The organism is Agromyces italicus DSM 16388 (assembly GCF_000421545.1).
In the GTDB taxonomy this organism is placed as follows: Bacteria; Actinomycetota; Actinomycetes; order Actinomycetales; family Microbacteriaceae; genus Agromyces; species Agromyces italicus.
This window is the reverse complement of sequence record NZ_ATXF01000005.1, coordinates 52,334-65,958: the sequence shown is the minus strand read 5'-3', so window position 1 is coordinate 65,958 and position 13,625 is coordinate 52,334. Positions and strand designations below refer to the sequence as shown.

Annotated in this window: 11 protein-coding genes; 8 read left to right on the top strand and 3 right to left on the bottom strand. The window is 71.4% G+C overall.

Features of this window, described 5'->3' with window-relative positions; all coding sequences use genetic code 11:
- Window positions 1-350 precede the first annotated feature (350 nt).
- A complete protein-coding gene (gene recQ, locus H516_RS0104605; RefSeq protein WP_022888545.1) occupies window positions 351-2,468 on the top strand; it encodes a DNA helicase RecQ in 2,118 nt (705 codons plus the stop codon).
- A 46-nt stretch (window positions 2,469-2,514) separates the two neighbouring features.
- Here recQ and H516_RS18310 read toward each other — a convergent pair whose 3' ends face one another.
- On the bottom strand, window positions 2,515-3,879 hold the full coding sequence (locus tag H516_RS18310; protein ID WP_022888544.1) for a TetR/AcrR family transcriptional regulator: 1,365 nt from the start codon (window positions 3,877-3,879) through the stop codon (window positions 2,515-2,517).
- Between the two features lie 124 nt (window positions 3,880-4,003).
- On the opposite strand from H516_RS18310, the gene H516_RS18305 reads away from it, so the two are divergent.
- The 5 genes from H516_RS18305 (at window position 4,004) to H516_RS0104575 (ending at window position 10,506) form a co-directional block, all read left to right on the top strand.
- The gene (locus tag H516_RS18305) at window positions 4,004-4,810 is read left to right on the top strand and encodes a histidine phosphatase family protein (protein WP_022888543.1); all 807 of its coding nucleotides are present in this window, start codon (window positions 4,004-4,006) and stop codon (window positions 4,808-4,810) included.
- A gap of 122 nt (window positions 4,811-4,932) precedes the next feature.
- Entirely contained in the window at window positions 4,933-6,771 is a 1,839-nt protein-coding gene (locus H516_RS0104590; RefSeq protein ID WP_022888542.1) for a glycoside hydrolase family 3 protein, read from the top strand.
- A 104-nt stretch (window positions 6,772-6,875) separates the two neighbouring features.
- Entirely contained in the window at window positions 6,876-7,271 is a 396-nt protein-coding gene (locus H516_RS0104585; RefSeq protein ID WP_022888541.1) for a DUF7144 family membrane protein, read from the top strand.
- A 210-nt stretch (window positions 7,272-7,481) separates the two neighbouring features.
- Entirely contained in the window at window positions 7,482-9,620 is a 2,139-nt protein-coding gene (locus H516_RS0104580; RefSeq protein WP_022888540.1) for an acyl-CoA dehydrogenase family protein, read from the top strand.
- A gap of 115 nt (window positions 9,621-9,735) precedes the next feature.
- Window positions 9,736-10,506, top strand: a complete 771-nt coding sequence (locus H516_RS0104575) for a TetR/AcrR family transcriptional regulator (protein WP_026378425.1) — start codon at window positions 9,736-9,738, stop codon at window positions 10,504-10,506.
- A 14-nt stretch (window positions 10,507-10,520) separates the two neighbouring features.
- Here the strand turns inward: H516_RS0104575 and H516_RS21985 are convergent, their stop codons facing one another.
- The gene (locus tag H516_RS21985; RefSeq protein WP_022888538.1) at window positions 10,521-10,694 is read right to left on the bottom strand and encodes a hypothetical protein; all 174 of its coding nucleotides are present in this window, start codon (window positions 10,692-10,694) and stop codon (window positions 10,521-10,523) included.
- A gap of 40 nt (window positions 10,695-10,734) precedes the next feature.
- Window positions 10,735-11,745, bottom strand: a complete 1,011-nt coding sequence (locus tag H516_RS0104565) for a malate dehydrogenase (protein WP_022888537.1) — start codon at window positions 11,743-11,745, stop codon at window positions 10,735-10,737.
- Window positions 11,746-11,785: 40 nt separating this feature from the next.
- On the opposite strand from H516_RS0104565, the gene H516_RS0104560 reads away from it, so the two are divergent.
- On the top strand, window positions 11,786-12,457 hold the full coding sequence (locus tag H516_RS0104560; protein WP_022888536.1) for a hypothetical protein: 672 nt from the start codon (window positions 11,786-11,788) through the stop codon (window positions 12,455-12,457).
- Between the two features lie 77 nt (window positions 12,458-12,534).
- A complete protein-coding gene (pip, locus tag H516_RS18300; RefSeq protein WP_022888535.1) occupies window positions 12,535-13,617 on the top strand; it encodes a prolyl aminopeptidase in 1,083 nt (360 codons plus the stop codon).
- Window positions 13,618-13,625: the final 8 nt, after the last annotated feature.

Here is a 13,625-nt window from a genome sequence, read left to right as displayed (position 1 = left end):
CCCGCCACAGCTTCGGCGATCGCCACAGTTTCGGGTGGAAACGGCTGTTGCGTCCGATCGGGTGGTGATCTCCGGAGTTGTGGTGCGGGGCCACCGGTGCGGTGCGCCGCGGTGCGTCGCGCCCGGCCCCGTTCGCCCGCCACAGCTTCGGCGATCGCCACAGTTTCGGGTGGAAACGGCTGTTGCGTCCGATCGGGTGGTGATCTCCGGAGTTGTGGTGCGGGCCACCGGTGCGGTGCGCCGCCGGGTGGCGCCGGGCGCCACCTCTTCCGCAGGCGGCGGATGCTTCGGGCCGGCGCCGTCGCCGGCGCCCAGGGCTGCGCGTCGCCGGGGCTCAGTAGACTCGTCGGGTGAGCAGGAACGCGGAACCGGAGTGGGCCGACGAAGTCCCGTTCGACCTCGACGAGCTCGCCCCGCCGCCCGACGACGAGTGGGCCGCGCCCCCGCCTCCCGACGAGTACCGCGGCGGCGCCGTCGCATGGGGCTCGGCGACGGGGTCCGGCTCATCGGCGACTGGTTCCACCGCCCCCGAGACAGGCCCTCGCTCGCCGGCGACTGGCGGTGGGCGGCCCCCGGCCGGCCGCTCGCCCGGCGGCCACGCGGCATCCGGCCTGCAGCGCCCTGCGGTCGCCGCGCCGGCGCGGTTCGCGACCGCGCACGAGGCGCTGCACACCGTGTTCGGTTACGACGCCTTCCGTGGTGAGCAGGCCGAGATCATCGAGCAGGTCGCGGGCGGCGGCGACGCCGTCGTGCTCATGCCGACCGGTGGCGGCAAGAGCCTCTGCTACCAGATCCCGGCGCTCCTCCGCGAGGGCACGGGCGTCGTGGTGTCTCCGCTCATCGCGCTCATGCACGACCAGGTCGACGCGCTCGTGCGCAACGGCGTTCGTGCTGCGTACCTCAACTCGAGCCAGCAGGCGGGTGAGCGTGCCGCCGTCGAGCGCGCCTACCTCGACGGCGAGCTCGATCTGCTCTACATCGCCCCCGAACGCCTGAACACCGAGGGCGCGAAGCAGTTGCTCGCCCGTGGCGCCGTGTCGTTGTTCGCCATCGACGAGGCGCATTGCGTGGCGCAGTGGGGCCACGACTTCCGCCCCGACTATCTCGCGCTCGCCGAGCTGGCCGAGCGCTGGCCCGAGGTGCCCCGCATCGCCCTCACGGCGACCGCGACCGAGGCGACGCATCGCGAGATCACCGAGCGGCTCTCGCTCGGCGGGGCGAAGCACTTCGTCTCGAGCTTCGACCGACCGAACATCCAGTACCGTATCGCCCCGAAGCTCGAGGTGCGCCGGCAGCTGCTCGACTTCGTGCGCAGCGAGGGCGTCGACGCCGAGGGTCGACCGGTGCCGGGCATCGTCTACGCGCTCAGCCGCGCGACCACCGAGAAGACCGCCGCCTTCCTCGCCGCGAACGGCGTCAACGCGCTGCCGTACCATGCGGGGCTCGACCCCGAGCTGCGCCGCTCGACGCAAGATCGCTTCCTCCGGGAGGACGGGGTCGTCGTGGTGGCGACCATCGCCTTCGGCATGGGCATCGACAAGCCCGACGTGCGATTCGTCGCCCACGTCGACCTGCCGAAGTCGGTCGAGGGCTACTACCAGGAGACGGGGCGCGCGGGCCGCGACGGTGCCCCGGCGACCGCGTGGCTCGCCTACGGGCTCCAAGACGTCGTGCAGCAGCGTCGCATGATCGACGACAGCCCGGGCGATCTCGCGCATCGCCGTCGGCTGTCGGCGCACCTCGACGCGATGCTCGCGCTCTGCGAGACCGTGCAGTGCCGCAGGCAGAATCTCCTCGCCTACTTCGGCGAGGCGAGCGAGCCGTGCGGCAATTGCGACACCTGCCTCGAGCCGCCGGCCTCGTGGGACGGCACGGTTCCCGCGCAGAAGCTCATGTCGACGATCGTCCGACTGCAGCGTGAGCGTCGCCAGAAGTTCGGCGCCGGCCACCTCATCGACATCCTGCGGGGCAAAGAGACGCCGCGGGTTCGCCAGTACGGCCACGACTCGCTCTCGACGTGGGGGCTCGGCGCCGATTTCAGCGACCAGCAGTGGCGGGGTGTGGTTCGCCAGTTGCTCGCCCAGGGCCTTCTCGCGACCCACGGCGAGTACGGCACGCTCACGATCACCGACGTCGCGGGCGAGGTGCTCTCGGGGCGCCGCAGCGTGATGCTGCGCACCGAGGTCGAGCGCGCATCCCGTTCGCGAGGCGGGGCCAAGGCGGCGCCCGCGGCGGCCGACCTCGAGCCGGCCCAGGCCGAGCTCTTCGAGCAGCTGCGCGCGTGGCGCGCGGGCGAGGCGCGCGAGCAGGGGGTGCCCGCCTACATCGTGTTCGGCGACGCCACGTTGCGGGCGGTCGCCGTCGCGAAGCCGGCGAGTCTGGGCGAGCTCGACGGCATCACGGGCATCGGCGCCAAGAAGCGCGAGGCCTACGGCGAGGCGCTGCTCGCGGTGGTCGCCGCGGCCTGAGCCGGCCGCCCCGGGGTCGGCGCCTCGGCGCCGTGAAGCGCGAGGCCTACGGCGAGGCGCTGCTCGCGGTGGTCGCCGCGGCCTGAGCCGGCCGCCCCGGGGTCGGCGCCTCGGCGCCGGTCGAAGCGCCGAGATCGCCGAGATCGGCGTGGTCGGCGTGGTCGGCGACGCACCCCGGCACCACGAGTTCTCGGAAGTACGCGCGCAGGTGCGCTCCGACGTCGATCGAGTGATCGTACGACCACTGGATCTGGAGGCCGTCCCACACCGCGGGCAGCCACGCGGATTCGTGACCCGGGTCGCGATCCTCGCGCAGGGTGCCCTCGTCGCGCATGCGACGGAGGAGGCTCAGGAAGTAGCGTCGGCTCTCTCGGAACCGGCGGGCGAAGTAGTCGTGCGCCGGATGCCCCGGTGTCGCCCCCTCGCACGAGAGCACCGAATACAGCCCGATCAGTCCGGGTTCGTCGCGGGCGGTGCGGTCAGCCGCGTCAGCGAGGGCGAAGAGGTGCTCGGCCGCCTGTTCGGCTCCGGGCGGCTCGGGCGTGATCGTGCGCCGGTCTCGCAGGCGCAGCACCGCGGTGAGCAGTTCGTCCTTCGTTCCGATGTGGTGCACGAGCGTCGACTTCGAGATGCCGGCACGCTCGGCGAGCTCGCGCAGGCTGGTGCCGTGGTACCCGTCGCGGGCGAACAGCTCGATCGCGCTCGCCGCGATGCTCGCTCGGCGCTCGCGGCCGAGCCGGCCCGCCGGCTCCTCCTCGACGACCACCGTCGGGGGGATGGCCTCGGCCGGCGCGGAGCGTTCGCCCGGATCGACGGGCGGGGGGTCGCCGAGGAGGCGCCGCTCGTGGCGTTCGAGGTGGGCGACGAGGTCGAGGGAGGGAGCGTAGCGTTGCTGCAGCTGGAGGCCGTCCCAGGCTGCGATGAGGAGCGTCGCCTCGGTGGCCGGAACGAGGTCGCCGCCGAGCGGCAGCGCTGCGAGCTGCTCGGTGATGGCGGCGCGCACCCGCGCGTAGCGCTCGCGCAGGTGCTCGTGGGCCGGGTGGGTCGGGCTCGTGGCCTCGCCGGCGAGCGCCGTGTAGAGCTCGAGGTAGCCCGGTGTGCGGGCATTGCGCTCGGCGAGTGCCGCCATGCCGAGGGTGCCGGGCGCGGGCTCGACCTCGTCGATCCAGTCGGTGTTCGCGCGGTCGAGGCGTTCGACCACGGCGCCGAGCAGCGCATCCTTCGAGGCGAAGTGACGGAGCAGCCCCGGGTGGGTGACCCCGGCGAGACCCGCCACGTCGCGGAGCGACACCGCGGCGATGCCGTCGCGGATGAAGGCGGCGGTCGCGGCGTCGAGGATTCGCGTACGGGTCTCCGCGGATCGCGCCTGCCGGGTCGGTGCGGCGGCGCCGCCGAATCCGGCCGCGCTCATCGGGTCATCCTCATCGTTCTCGAGGCTACCGCCGCCGTCGATCGAAATTTTGTTACCAAGCGGTCGAATCTGCGCTAGGCTCCCTGCAATCGCACCCCCACCCGATCCGAAAGGTCACCGGACAATGTCGTCTCGTCGTTTCATCCGCCTCGCCGCGGCCGGCGCCGTCGCCGTCGCCCTCTGCTCGCTCGCCGCCATGTCGGCGCAGGCGGTCGAACCCGTCGCCAAGAAGCCCAAGGCCCAGCCCGTCACGATCTACCTCACCCGCCACGGCGAGACCATGCTCAACGCGCTCGAGCGCGTGCAGGGCTGGTCGGACTCGCCGCTCACCGACGAAGGGCGCGAGGTCGCCGAGCACCTCGGCGCCGGGCTCGCCGAAGCCGGCGTCGACTTCGACGCCGCGTACTCGGCCGATATGGTGCGGCACTGGGAGACGGTGTCGCTCGCGCTCGACGAGGTCGGCTACCGCGGCGAGGCCGTGCGCGACGAGCGCCTGCGCGAGATCGCCTTCGGCAAGTACGAGGGCAGCGACGGCCTCGAGACCTGGAACGAGATCGCCGTCGAACTCGGCTACGCCCATGTCGGCGAACTCTTCGAAGACCCCGAGTTCGACATGAACGCGGCGCTCGACGCGATGGCGCGTCTCAACGAAGGCTCGGGCTACACGGCCGAGACCTCGGGCGAGGTCGCCGACCGGGCGGTCGCCGCGCTCGAGGAGATCGCGGAGGGGCAGTCGAAGAAGGGCGGCAACGTGCTCGTCGTCTCGAGCGGCATCACGATCATGGCTGCGCTCGAGGCGCTCGGCGCCGACCTCGGCGAGGTCACTGCGGGCATCGAGAACGGCGCGGTGTCGGAGCTCGTCTACCGGGGCGGCGAATGGACGGTGCGCACCGTCAACGACCTGAGCTACGTCGAGGCCGGCTCCGACTGAGTCGATATGGGAATCGTCTCCGAACGAACCGAGCGGCCTTCAATCCCGAATGTCGCTCGGTTTATGATCAGAGGGTGCGGCCATCGCGGCGCACCCAGCCCCCAGCATGAAGGAGTGCCGGCATGACCGAGCTGCAGAACCGGGATGCCGCGGCATCCGCCGACGACACCGCCCCCATCGACGCGCGATACCGCGACGCGAGCCTGCCGATCGCCGAGCGCGTCGAGATCCTGCTCGCCCAGATGACGCTCGAAGAGAAGGCGGGCCTCTTCTTCCAGACGGTGATCGGCATCAACCCCGACGGCACCCTCGCCGAGGAGGCGGGTGTGGCCGGTGGCGGCTCGACCGACGCGTTCGTCAACGGGCTCAAGATGAACCATTTCAACATCCACCAGGCGCCCGCCGACCCGGGTGCCTTCGCCGAGTGGCACAACCGGCTGCAGGAGCTCGCCGCCGCGACGCGGCTCGGCATCCCGGTGACGATCTCGAGCGACCCGCGCAACTCGTACAGCGACAACCCGCTCGCGGCCCTGTTCGCCGGCGCCTTCTCGGTCTGGCCCGAGCCGATGGGCCTCGCGGCGATCGGCGACGAGGCGACGGTCGAGCGCTTCGCCGACATCGCCCGTCAGGAGTACACGGCCGTCGGCATCCGCGTCGCCCTGCACCCGCAGATCGATCTCGCGACCGAGCCGCGCTGGTCGCGGGCCCTGCAGACGTTCGGCGAGGACGTCGAGCTCGCATCGCGGCTCGGCGCCGCCTACATCCGAGGCTTCCAGGGCGAGACCCTCGGCCACGACTCCGTCGCGACGATGACCAAGCACTTCCCGGGCGGCGGTCCCCAGCAGGACGGCGAGGACCCCCACTTCGGCCACGGGCGCGAGCAGGTCTACCCCGGCGGCGAGTTCGAGCTCCACCTGAAGCCGTTCGAGGCGGCGTTCGAGGCCGGCACGAGCCAGATCATGCCGTACTACGGCATGCCCGTCGGCACGGAGTACGAGGAGGTCGGCTTCGGCTTCAACAAGTCGGTCGTGACCGGGCTGCTTCGCGAGCGCTACGGCTTCGACGGCATCGTCTGCACCGACTGGGGCCTCATCACCGACGACGAGATCATGGGCGAGCCGTTCCCCGCGCGTGCGTGGGGCGTCGAGCACCTGAGCCCGCGCGAGCGGGTCAAGAAGGTCATCGACGCCGGTTGCGACCAGTTCGGCGGCGAGGCGTGCCCCGAACTCCTCATCGAGCTCGTGCGCGACGGCGAGATCGCCGAAGAACGGGTGGATGCCTCGGCCAGGCGCCTGCTCCGGGAGAAGTTCGTGCTCGGGCTCTTCGAGCACCGCTTCGTCGACGTCGAGCGCGCGAAGCGCGTCGTCGGGTCCGCGGAGTTCGTCGCCGCGGGCGAGGCGGCGCAGCGCGCGGCGATCACACTGCTGGTCAACCGCGAGCGCACGGATGCCTCGGGCGCTGCCGCGCCCACCCTGCCGCTCGCTCGCGGGCTGAAGCTCTACGTCGAAGGCGTCGTGCCCGAGGTTGCGGGCGAGTACGGCGAGGTCGTCGCAAGTCCGGCCGAGGCCGACGTCGCGATCCTGCGTCTCGCCGCGCCGTTCGAGGAGCGTCCGACGTTCTTCGAGAACTTCTTCCACTCGGGGTCGCTCGACTTCCCCGAGGAGCGCCTTGCGCACCTGCGCGAGATCGCGGACGCGGTGCCGACCGTCGTCGACGTGTTCCTCGACCGGCCCGCGATCCTCACGCCGATCGTCGACGAGGTCGCGGCGCTCACGGGCAACTGGGGCGCGAGCGACCGGGCCCTGCTCGACGTGCTGACCGGGGCCGCAGCGCCCGAGGGCCGCCTGCCGTTCGACCTCCCGCGCACCATGGCCGCGGTCGAGGCGAGCCGTCCCGACGTGCCCTTCGACACCGTCGACCCGCTCTTCCCGCACGGGTACGGTCTCCGCTACGAGGGCTGAACCCGCCGCCCGAACCGTCGCAATCGGTCGATCTTCATGACCGGATCTCGCCGATTGCGACGGTTCGCGGTGCGCTTCGGCGTACACGGGGCTAGCATCGCGCCATGACCGCGAAACGACCCGCCGGGGTGACGCTCGTCGCCGTGCTCACGTGGATCTCGGGACTGTTCGACATCATCGGCGGCAGCATCCTGCTCTTCCAGACGAGCGTCGCGTCGACGGTCGAGATGTTCGGCGGGGCGAGTCAGCTCATCACCTCCGCCATCCTTTCGATCGTGATCGGCGCGGTCGTGATGATCGTCGGTACCGGCCTCCTCCGCGGCTCGAGCGGCGCCCGCCTCGTGATCACCGTGTTTCAGATGCTCTCGATCGGGGCGTCGGTCTATCTCGCGATCGTCTACCCGCCGGGAGCGATCGGCGAGTACTTCAGCGCAGCGATCTCCCTGGTCGTCATCGGGATGCTGTGGTCGGGGAGGGCGCGCGACTTCTTCGGCAGCTGAGCCGTGGTCGCCGCGCCGCGGGTGAAGTTGTGGATGCCCCAATGATTCCGTCGCTCGGCTTTGTAGATGGCGCACAGTTGACGTCGAGCGCCCTCCGTGCGTATTTGTAGAGGGAGAACGCACTGTTTCGGACTCGCAGGGCGTCGTCCTACCGTGGAATGAGGCGTGCTCCGCACGCGCCCGGACCGCAGACGAAGGACGAGACCGACGATGGTTGACACGGCACCCCGCACCTCGAAGCAGAGCCCCGCGCCGACGCGCGCCCCCGCACCCCCTTCGCCGACGGCATCGGAGGCGGCAGCGAAGACGGCCTCGGAGCCGGCCGAGAGCACGGCATCCTCGCCCCGTCTCGATGTGGCGGCGCTCGGCCGTCAGCTTCTCGGCACCTGGCCCGAGGTGCGCCTCGCGGCGCGCGAGCGCGCCGCCCGACCGGAGTTGCAGCGCATCGAGGGGCTCACGATGGCCGAGCACCGCGAGCGGGTGCTCGGGCAGTTGAAGATCCTCGTCGAGGAGGGCGCGATCCAGCGCGCCTACCCGACGTCGCTCGGCGGCCTCGACGACCACGGCGGCAACATCGCCGCCTTCGAGGAGCTCGTCATCGCCGACCCGAGTCTGCAGATCAAGTCGGGTGTGCAGTGGGGTCTCTTCGGCGCGGCGGTGCTGCACCTCGGCACCGCGCCGCACCATGAGAAGTGGCTGCCCGCGATCATGTCGCTCGAGGTGCCCGGCGCCTTCGCGATGACCGAGATCGGGCACGGCTCCGACGTCGCGTCGATCGCCACGACGGCGACGTACGACGAGGCGACGGAGGAGTTCGTCATCCACACGCCGTTCCGTGCGGCGTGGAAGGAGTTCCTCGGCAACGCCGGGCTCCACGGCAAGCACGCGACCGTCTTCGCGCAACTCGTCACCAAGGGCGTCAACCACGGCGTGCACTGCTTCTACGTGCCCATCCGCGACGACGAGGGCGAGTTCCTGCCGGGCGTCGGCGGTGAGGACGACGGCCTGAAGGGCGGGCTCAACGGCATCGACAACGGTCGGCTGCACTTCACGAACGTGCGCGTCCCGCGCGAGAACCTGCTCAACCGCTACGGCGACGTCGCGGCCGACGGCACCTACTCGTCGCCGATCGAGAGCCCCGGCCGCCGCTTCTTCACGATGCTCGGCACCCTCGTGCAGGGCCGCGTCTCGCTCGACGGCGCCGCGACCACCGCAAGCGCCATGGGTCTTGCGATCGCGATCACCTACGGCAACCAGCGCCGCCAGTTCACCGCGTCGAGCGACACCGACGAGGAGGTGCTGCTCGACTACCAGCGCCACCAGCGTCGCCTGCTGCCGCGCCTCGCCACGACCTACGCGCAGGTCTTCGCGCACGACGAGTTCCTCGTGAAGTTCGACGCGGTGTTCAGCGGCAAGGCCGACACCGACGACGACCGCCAGGACCTCGAGACGATCGCCGCCGCGCTGAAGCCGCTGTCGACGTGGCACGCGCTCGACACCCTCCAGGAGGCGCGTGAGGCCTGCGGCGGCGCCGGCTTCATCGCCGAGAACCGCCTCGTCGGCCTCCGGCATGATCTCGACATCTACGTGACCTTCGAAGGCGACAACAACGTGCTGCTCCAGCTCGTGGCGAAGCGCCTGCTGACGGACTTCTCGAAGCAGTTCAAGGACGCGGACGCGGGCGCGATGGCCCGCTATGTTGTGGCGCAGACCGCCGAGCGCGCGTATCACGGCACCGGCCTTCGTCGCCTCGCCCAGACGATCGCCGACTTCGGCTCGACCGCGCGATCGGTGAGCGAGCTCCGCGACGAGAAGTCGCAGCGCGAGCTGCTGACCGATCGCGTCGAGACGATGATCGCCGAGATCGCCGGTCGCCTGCGCGACGCGCGCAAGCTGCCGAAGGCCGACGCCGCCGCCGCGTTCAACCGCAATCAGAACCAGCTGATCGAGGCGGCCCGCGCCCACGGCGAGCTGCTGCAGTGGGAGGCGTTCACCCGCGGCCTCGCCCGCGTCGAGGACGAGGGCACCAAGCAGGTGCTGACCTGGGTGCGCGACCTGTTCGGGCTGGGCCTCATCGAGAAGCACGCCGCCTGGTACCTGATCAACGGGCGTCTCTCGCCGCAGCGCGCGCAGTCGGTGACCGCGTACATCGACCGGCTGATCGAGCGGCTGCGCCCGCACGCGCAGGGCCTCGTCGACGCGTTCGGCTTCGGGCCCGAGCACCTGCGCGCGACGATCGCGAGCGGCATCGAGCAGGAGCGCCAGGACGAGGCGCGCGCGTACTTCGAGGAGCAGCGTCGTGCGGGCACGCTGCCCGTGCCCGAGAAGGCGAAATCGAAGAAGAGGTAACGACGAGCGAGCGGCTCGGGGCCGGGGCATCCATTTCTCGGATGCCCCGGCCCCGACTCGTTCGCGGGCGCCCGTGAAACTTCGTGAGGGCTACGGAGAATGTATGCTGGCGCGCATGGCCGGCGATTCGACGGGGCTCGAGGAGCCCGACCTGACGCTCCGACTGCTGTGGCGCGAACGGCTCGGCCGACCCGTCGGCAGCCGAGGCCCCAAGCAGAGCTCGAGCATCGACGAGGTGCTCGGCGCGGCCATCCGGCTCGCCGACGACGAGGGCATCGGCGCGCTCTCGATGCGTCGCGTCGCCGATCGGCTGGGGCTCAAGCCCATGTCGGTCTACACCTACGTGCCCGGCCGGGCCGAGCTCATCGACCTCATGGTCGACCACGTGGCCGGAGAGGTGCCGCTGCCGCGCCCACGCGGATCGCTGCGCGACCGGCTCGCGTTGATCGCCCGCATCCAGTGGGAGGAGTACCTGCGCCATCCGTGGTTGCTCGACATCGACACCAGCCGTCCGCCGCTCGGTCCGCACATCTCCGACCATTGGGAGTGGTGCCTGCGCGCCCTCGACGGTTTCGGTCTCGACGACGTCGACCTCGATCGTGTACTCACGATGCTGCTCGGCTTCGTCGCGGGGCCCGCCCGGTCGCACATCGACGCCCAGCGGCTGCAGCGCAGCTCGGCCCAGACCGACGACGACTGGTGGGCGCGAAACGCGCCGCTGCTCGACCGCATCATGGACCCTGGGCGCTATCCCGTCTCGGGCCGTGTCGGCCGGGCCGCCGGTGCCGTCGAGACCGCACCGGGCGAGGCGTTCGAGTTCGGGCTCGCACGCCTCATCGACGGTATCGAGGTCTACGTGCGGTCGCGCCTGCGGGAGTCCGCGTAGGGGAGGGTCGGGGGCTATTCGGCCGGCGGGCGCATCAAGAGGCCCGCGACCGCGCCGACCACGGCGCCCGCGGCGAGCCACAGCCAGAACCCCGTCCAGAGGCTCACGCCCACGCCCACGAGAAGGCCGACGACGAGGCCGACGATGAGTTGCTTGCGACGGGCTGCGGGCGAGGGGGAATCGGCCATGCCCTCAGTCTACGAGGCGCCGTGACCGGGGGGCTCGGGCTCAGATGAGCCCCAGCGCGCGCACGGCATCGCGCTCATCGGCGAGTTCGGCGACGGATGCCGCGATCCGGCCCCGCGCGAACTCGTCGACCTCGAGGCCGGAGACGATGCGCCACTCGCCGTCCACCGACTCGACCGGGAAGGAGGAGATGAGCCCTTCGGGCACCTCGTAGGAGCCGTCCGAGACGACCGCAGCGCTCGTCCAGCCCTGGGCCGTGCCGAGCACCCAGTCGCGCAGGTGGTCGACCGTCGCCGAGGCGGCCGACGCCACCGACGAGGAGCCGCGCACCTCGATGATCTCGGCGCCGCGCTTCGCGACCCGGGGGACGAACTCGTCGACGAGCCACTCGCGGTAGCCGTCGAGGCCGAACCTCGCCGTGAGCAGGGCCGGCACCGAATCGCCCGACGCGGTCGCGTGCGCGAGGTCGGGGAACTGGGTGGCGGAGTGGTTGCCCCAGATCGTCACGCCGCGGAGCTCGCCGACGGGCGAGTCGACGGTGGCGGCGAGTTGACCGAGTGCCCGGTTGTGGTCGAGCCGGGTGAGCGCGGTGAAGCGCTCGGCCGGGACATCCGGTGCATGCGATGCGGCGATGAGTGCGTTCGTGTTCGCCGGGTTGCCGACGACGACGACCCTGATGTCGTCGGCGGCGCCGGCGTTGATCGCCGCACCCTGAGGGCCGAAGATGCCGCCGTTCGCGGCGAGCAGGTCGCCGCGCTCCATGCCGGCCGTGCGCGGTCTTGCGCCGACGAGCAGCGCGACGTTCGCACCGTCGAACGCCGCGGTCGCGTCGTCGAAGACCTCGACGCCGTGGAGGAGCGGGAACGCGGAGTCCTGCAGTTCGAGTGCGGCGCCCTCGGCGGCTCGCACCCCTTGGGGGATCTCGAGCAGGTTCAGTCGCACGGGAGTGTCGGGGCCGAGCATCGCACCGGAGGCGATGCGGAACAGGAGTGCGTACCCGATCTGACCGCCCGCGCCCGTGAGCGTGACGGTGACCGGCTTCTTCGCTGCCATACCGAAAGCCTAGCCGCGTGGCGGGAGTAGCATCGGCCGCATGGAACGCCATCCGGCGGGGACCTCGGCCGAGACCGCGTCGGTGCGAGCATGGGCGCTCGTGACCGGCTATGTCGGCGTCGCCTCGGCGCTCGCGCTCGTACTCTTCTTCGGCCTCTCCGACCCGTTCGGGCAGAACCTCCGCACCTGGTCGTGGCTCGGCCCGGCGAACGACGTGCTGTTGATCGTGATGGTGCCGGCACAGGCGGTCGCAATGGTGCTCGTCTGGCGGGCGATCCGGCCCGCCCCGATCGTGGCCGGCCTGACCTGGCTCACGATCGCCGCGCTGGTCGCCGCTGCGACCGTCACGGCGCGCATGCTCGCGGGGGCGGCGACGCTCGACACCCAGTTCATGTTCGCGGTCCCGCAGATCGTGCTCATGTTCTGGTGGCTGCTCGCCGTCGGGCTCCGTGCGCTTCGGCGACGCCGCGATGCGGCGCCCGATGCGGCGCGCGATGCGGCGCCCGACGCGCTCACCCGCGGACTCGCGCGGTGGGCGGTCATCACCGGAGGTGCCGGCCTCGCCGCGCTCCTGCTGTTCGCGCTCGCCTACGTGTTCCCCGCCGAGTCGGCAGGCCGACTCGCCTTCTTCGTCATCGGCGGCGTGCCCGGCGCGGTCGCCTACCTCGGGTTCCCCGTGTGGTGGCTCATGCTCGGGGTGCGACGCAGCTGACTCGCCCTGCCGCGAACCGGGGCTGCCCTGCGGCGCGGCGCCGGGACGCGGCATCCGCCGCTCGCTACCGTGAGCAGATGCGAGAGATGTATCCGGAGATCGAGCCGCTGGAGACCGGCATGCTCGACGTGGGGGACGGCCAGCACATCTACTGGGAGGTGTCGGGCAACCGCGAGGGCAAGCCCGTCGTGTTCCTGCACGGGGGCCCCGGGGGAGGCACCAGCCCGTCGCACCGGCGTCTGTTCGACCCCGAGCGCTACCGCATCGTGCTGTTCGACCAGCGCGGCTGCGGCCTCTCCATTCCGCATGCCTCCGAGCCCGAGGCCGACCTCTCGTCGAACACCACGTGGCACCTCGTCGCCGACATGGAGCGCCTGCGCGGGCACCTCGGCATCGACCGCTGGCAGCTCTTCGGCGGCTCGTGGGGGAGCGCGCTCGCCCTGGCCTACGCGCAGACCCACCCCGAGCGGGTGACCGAGATGGTGCTGCGCGGCATCTTCACGCTGCGCAGGCAGGAGCTCGACTGGTTCTACGAGGGCGGCGCCTCGGCGATCTTCCCCGACCTGTGGGAGGAGTTCCTCGCCCCGGTGGCACCCGCCGATCGCGCGCACCTCATCGACGCGTACGGGCGGCTCCTCACCGACCCCGACCCGCTCGTGTACGAGCCCGCCGCGATCGCGTGGTCGCGTTGGGAGTCGTCGACCATCACGCTGCTGCCGCAGGCCGAGAACATCGCCCGGTTCACGGCGCCCGAGTATGCCGCGGCGTTCGCGCGCATCGAGAACCACTACTTCCGTCATGGCGGCTGGTGGGAGGAGGGGCAGCTCATCAGGGATGCCACGCGACTGCGCGACATCCCCGCGGTGATCGTGCAGGGCCGGTACGACATGTGCACGCCCGTGATGACCGCTTGGGATCTGCACCGCGCCTGGCCGGAGGCCGAGTTCACCATCGTCGACGACGCCGGGCACGCCTTCGACGAGCCCGGCATCCTCGACGCGCTCATCACCGCCACGGATCGCTTCGCGGAGGAGTCCGCGCTCGCCGAACGTGCCGAGTCCTACGAATCGGACGAACCGGGGCAATCGGATGAACCGGGGGATCCGGAGGATCCGATCGAACCGCGCGCGGATGGCCCGGCCGAGGCCGCGTCGGAGTAGCGTCGGGC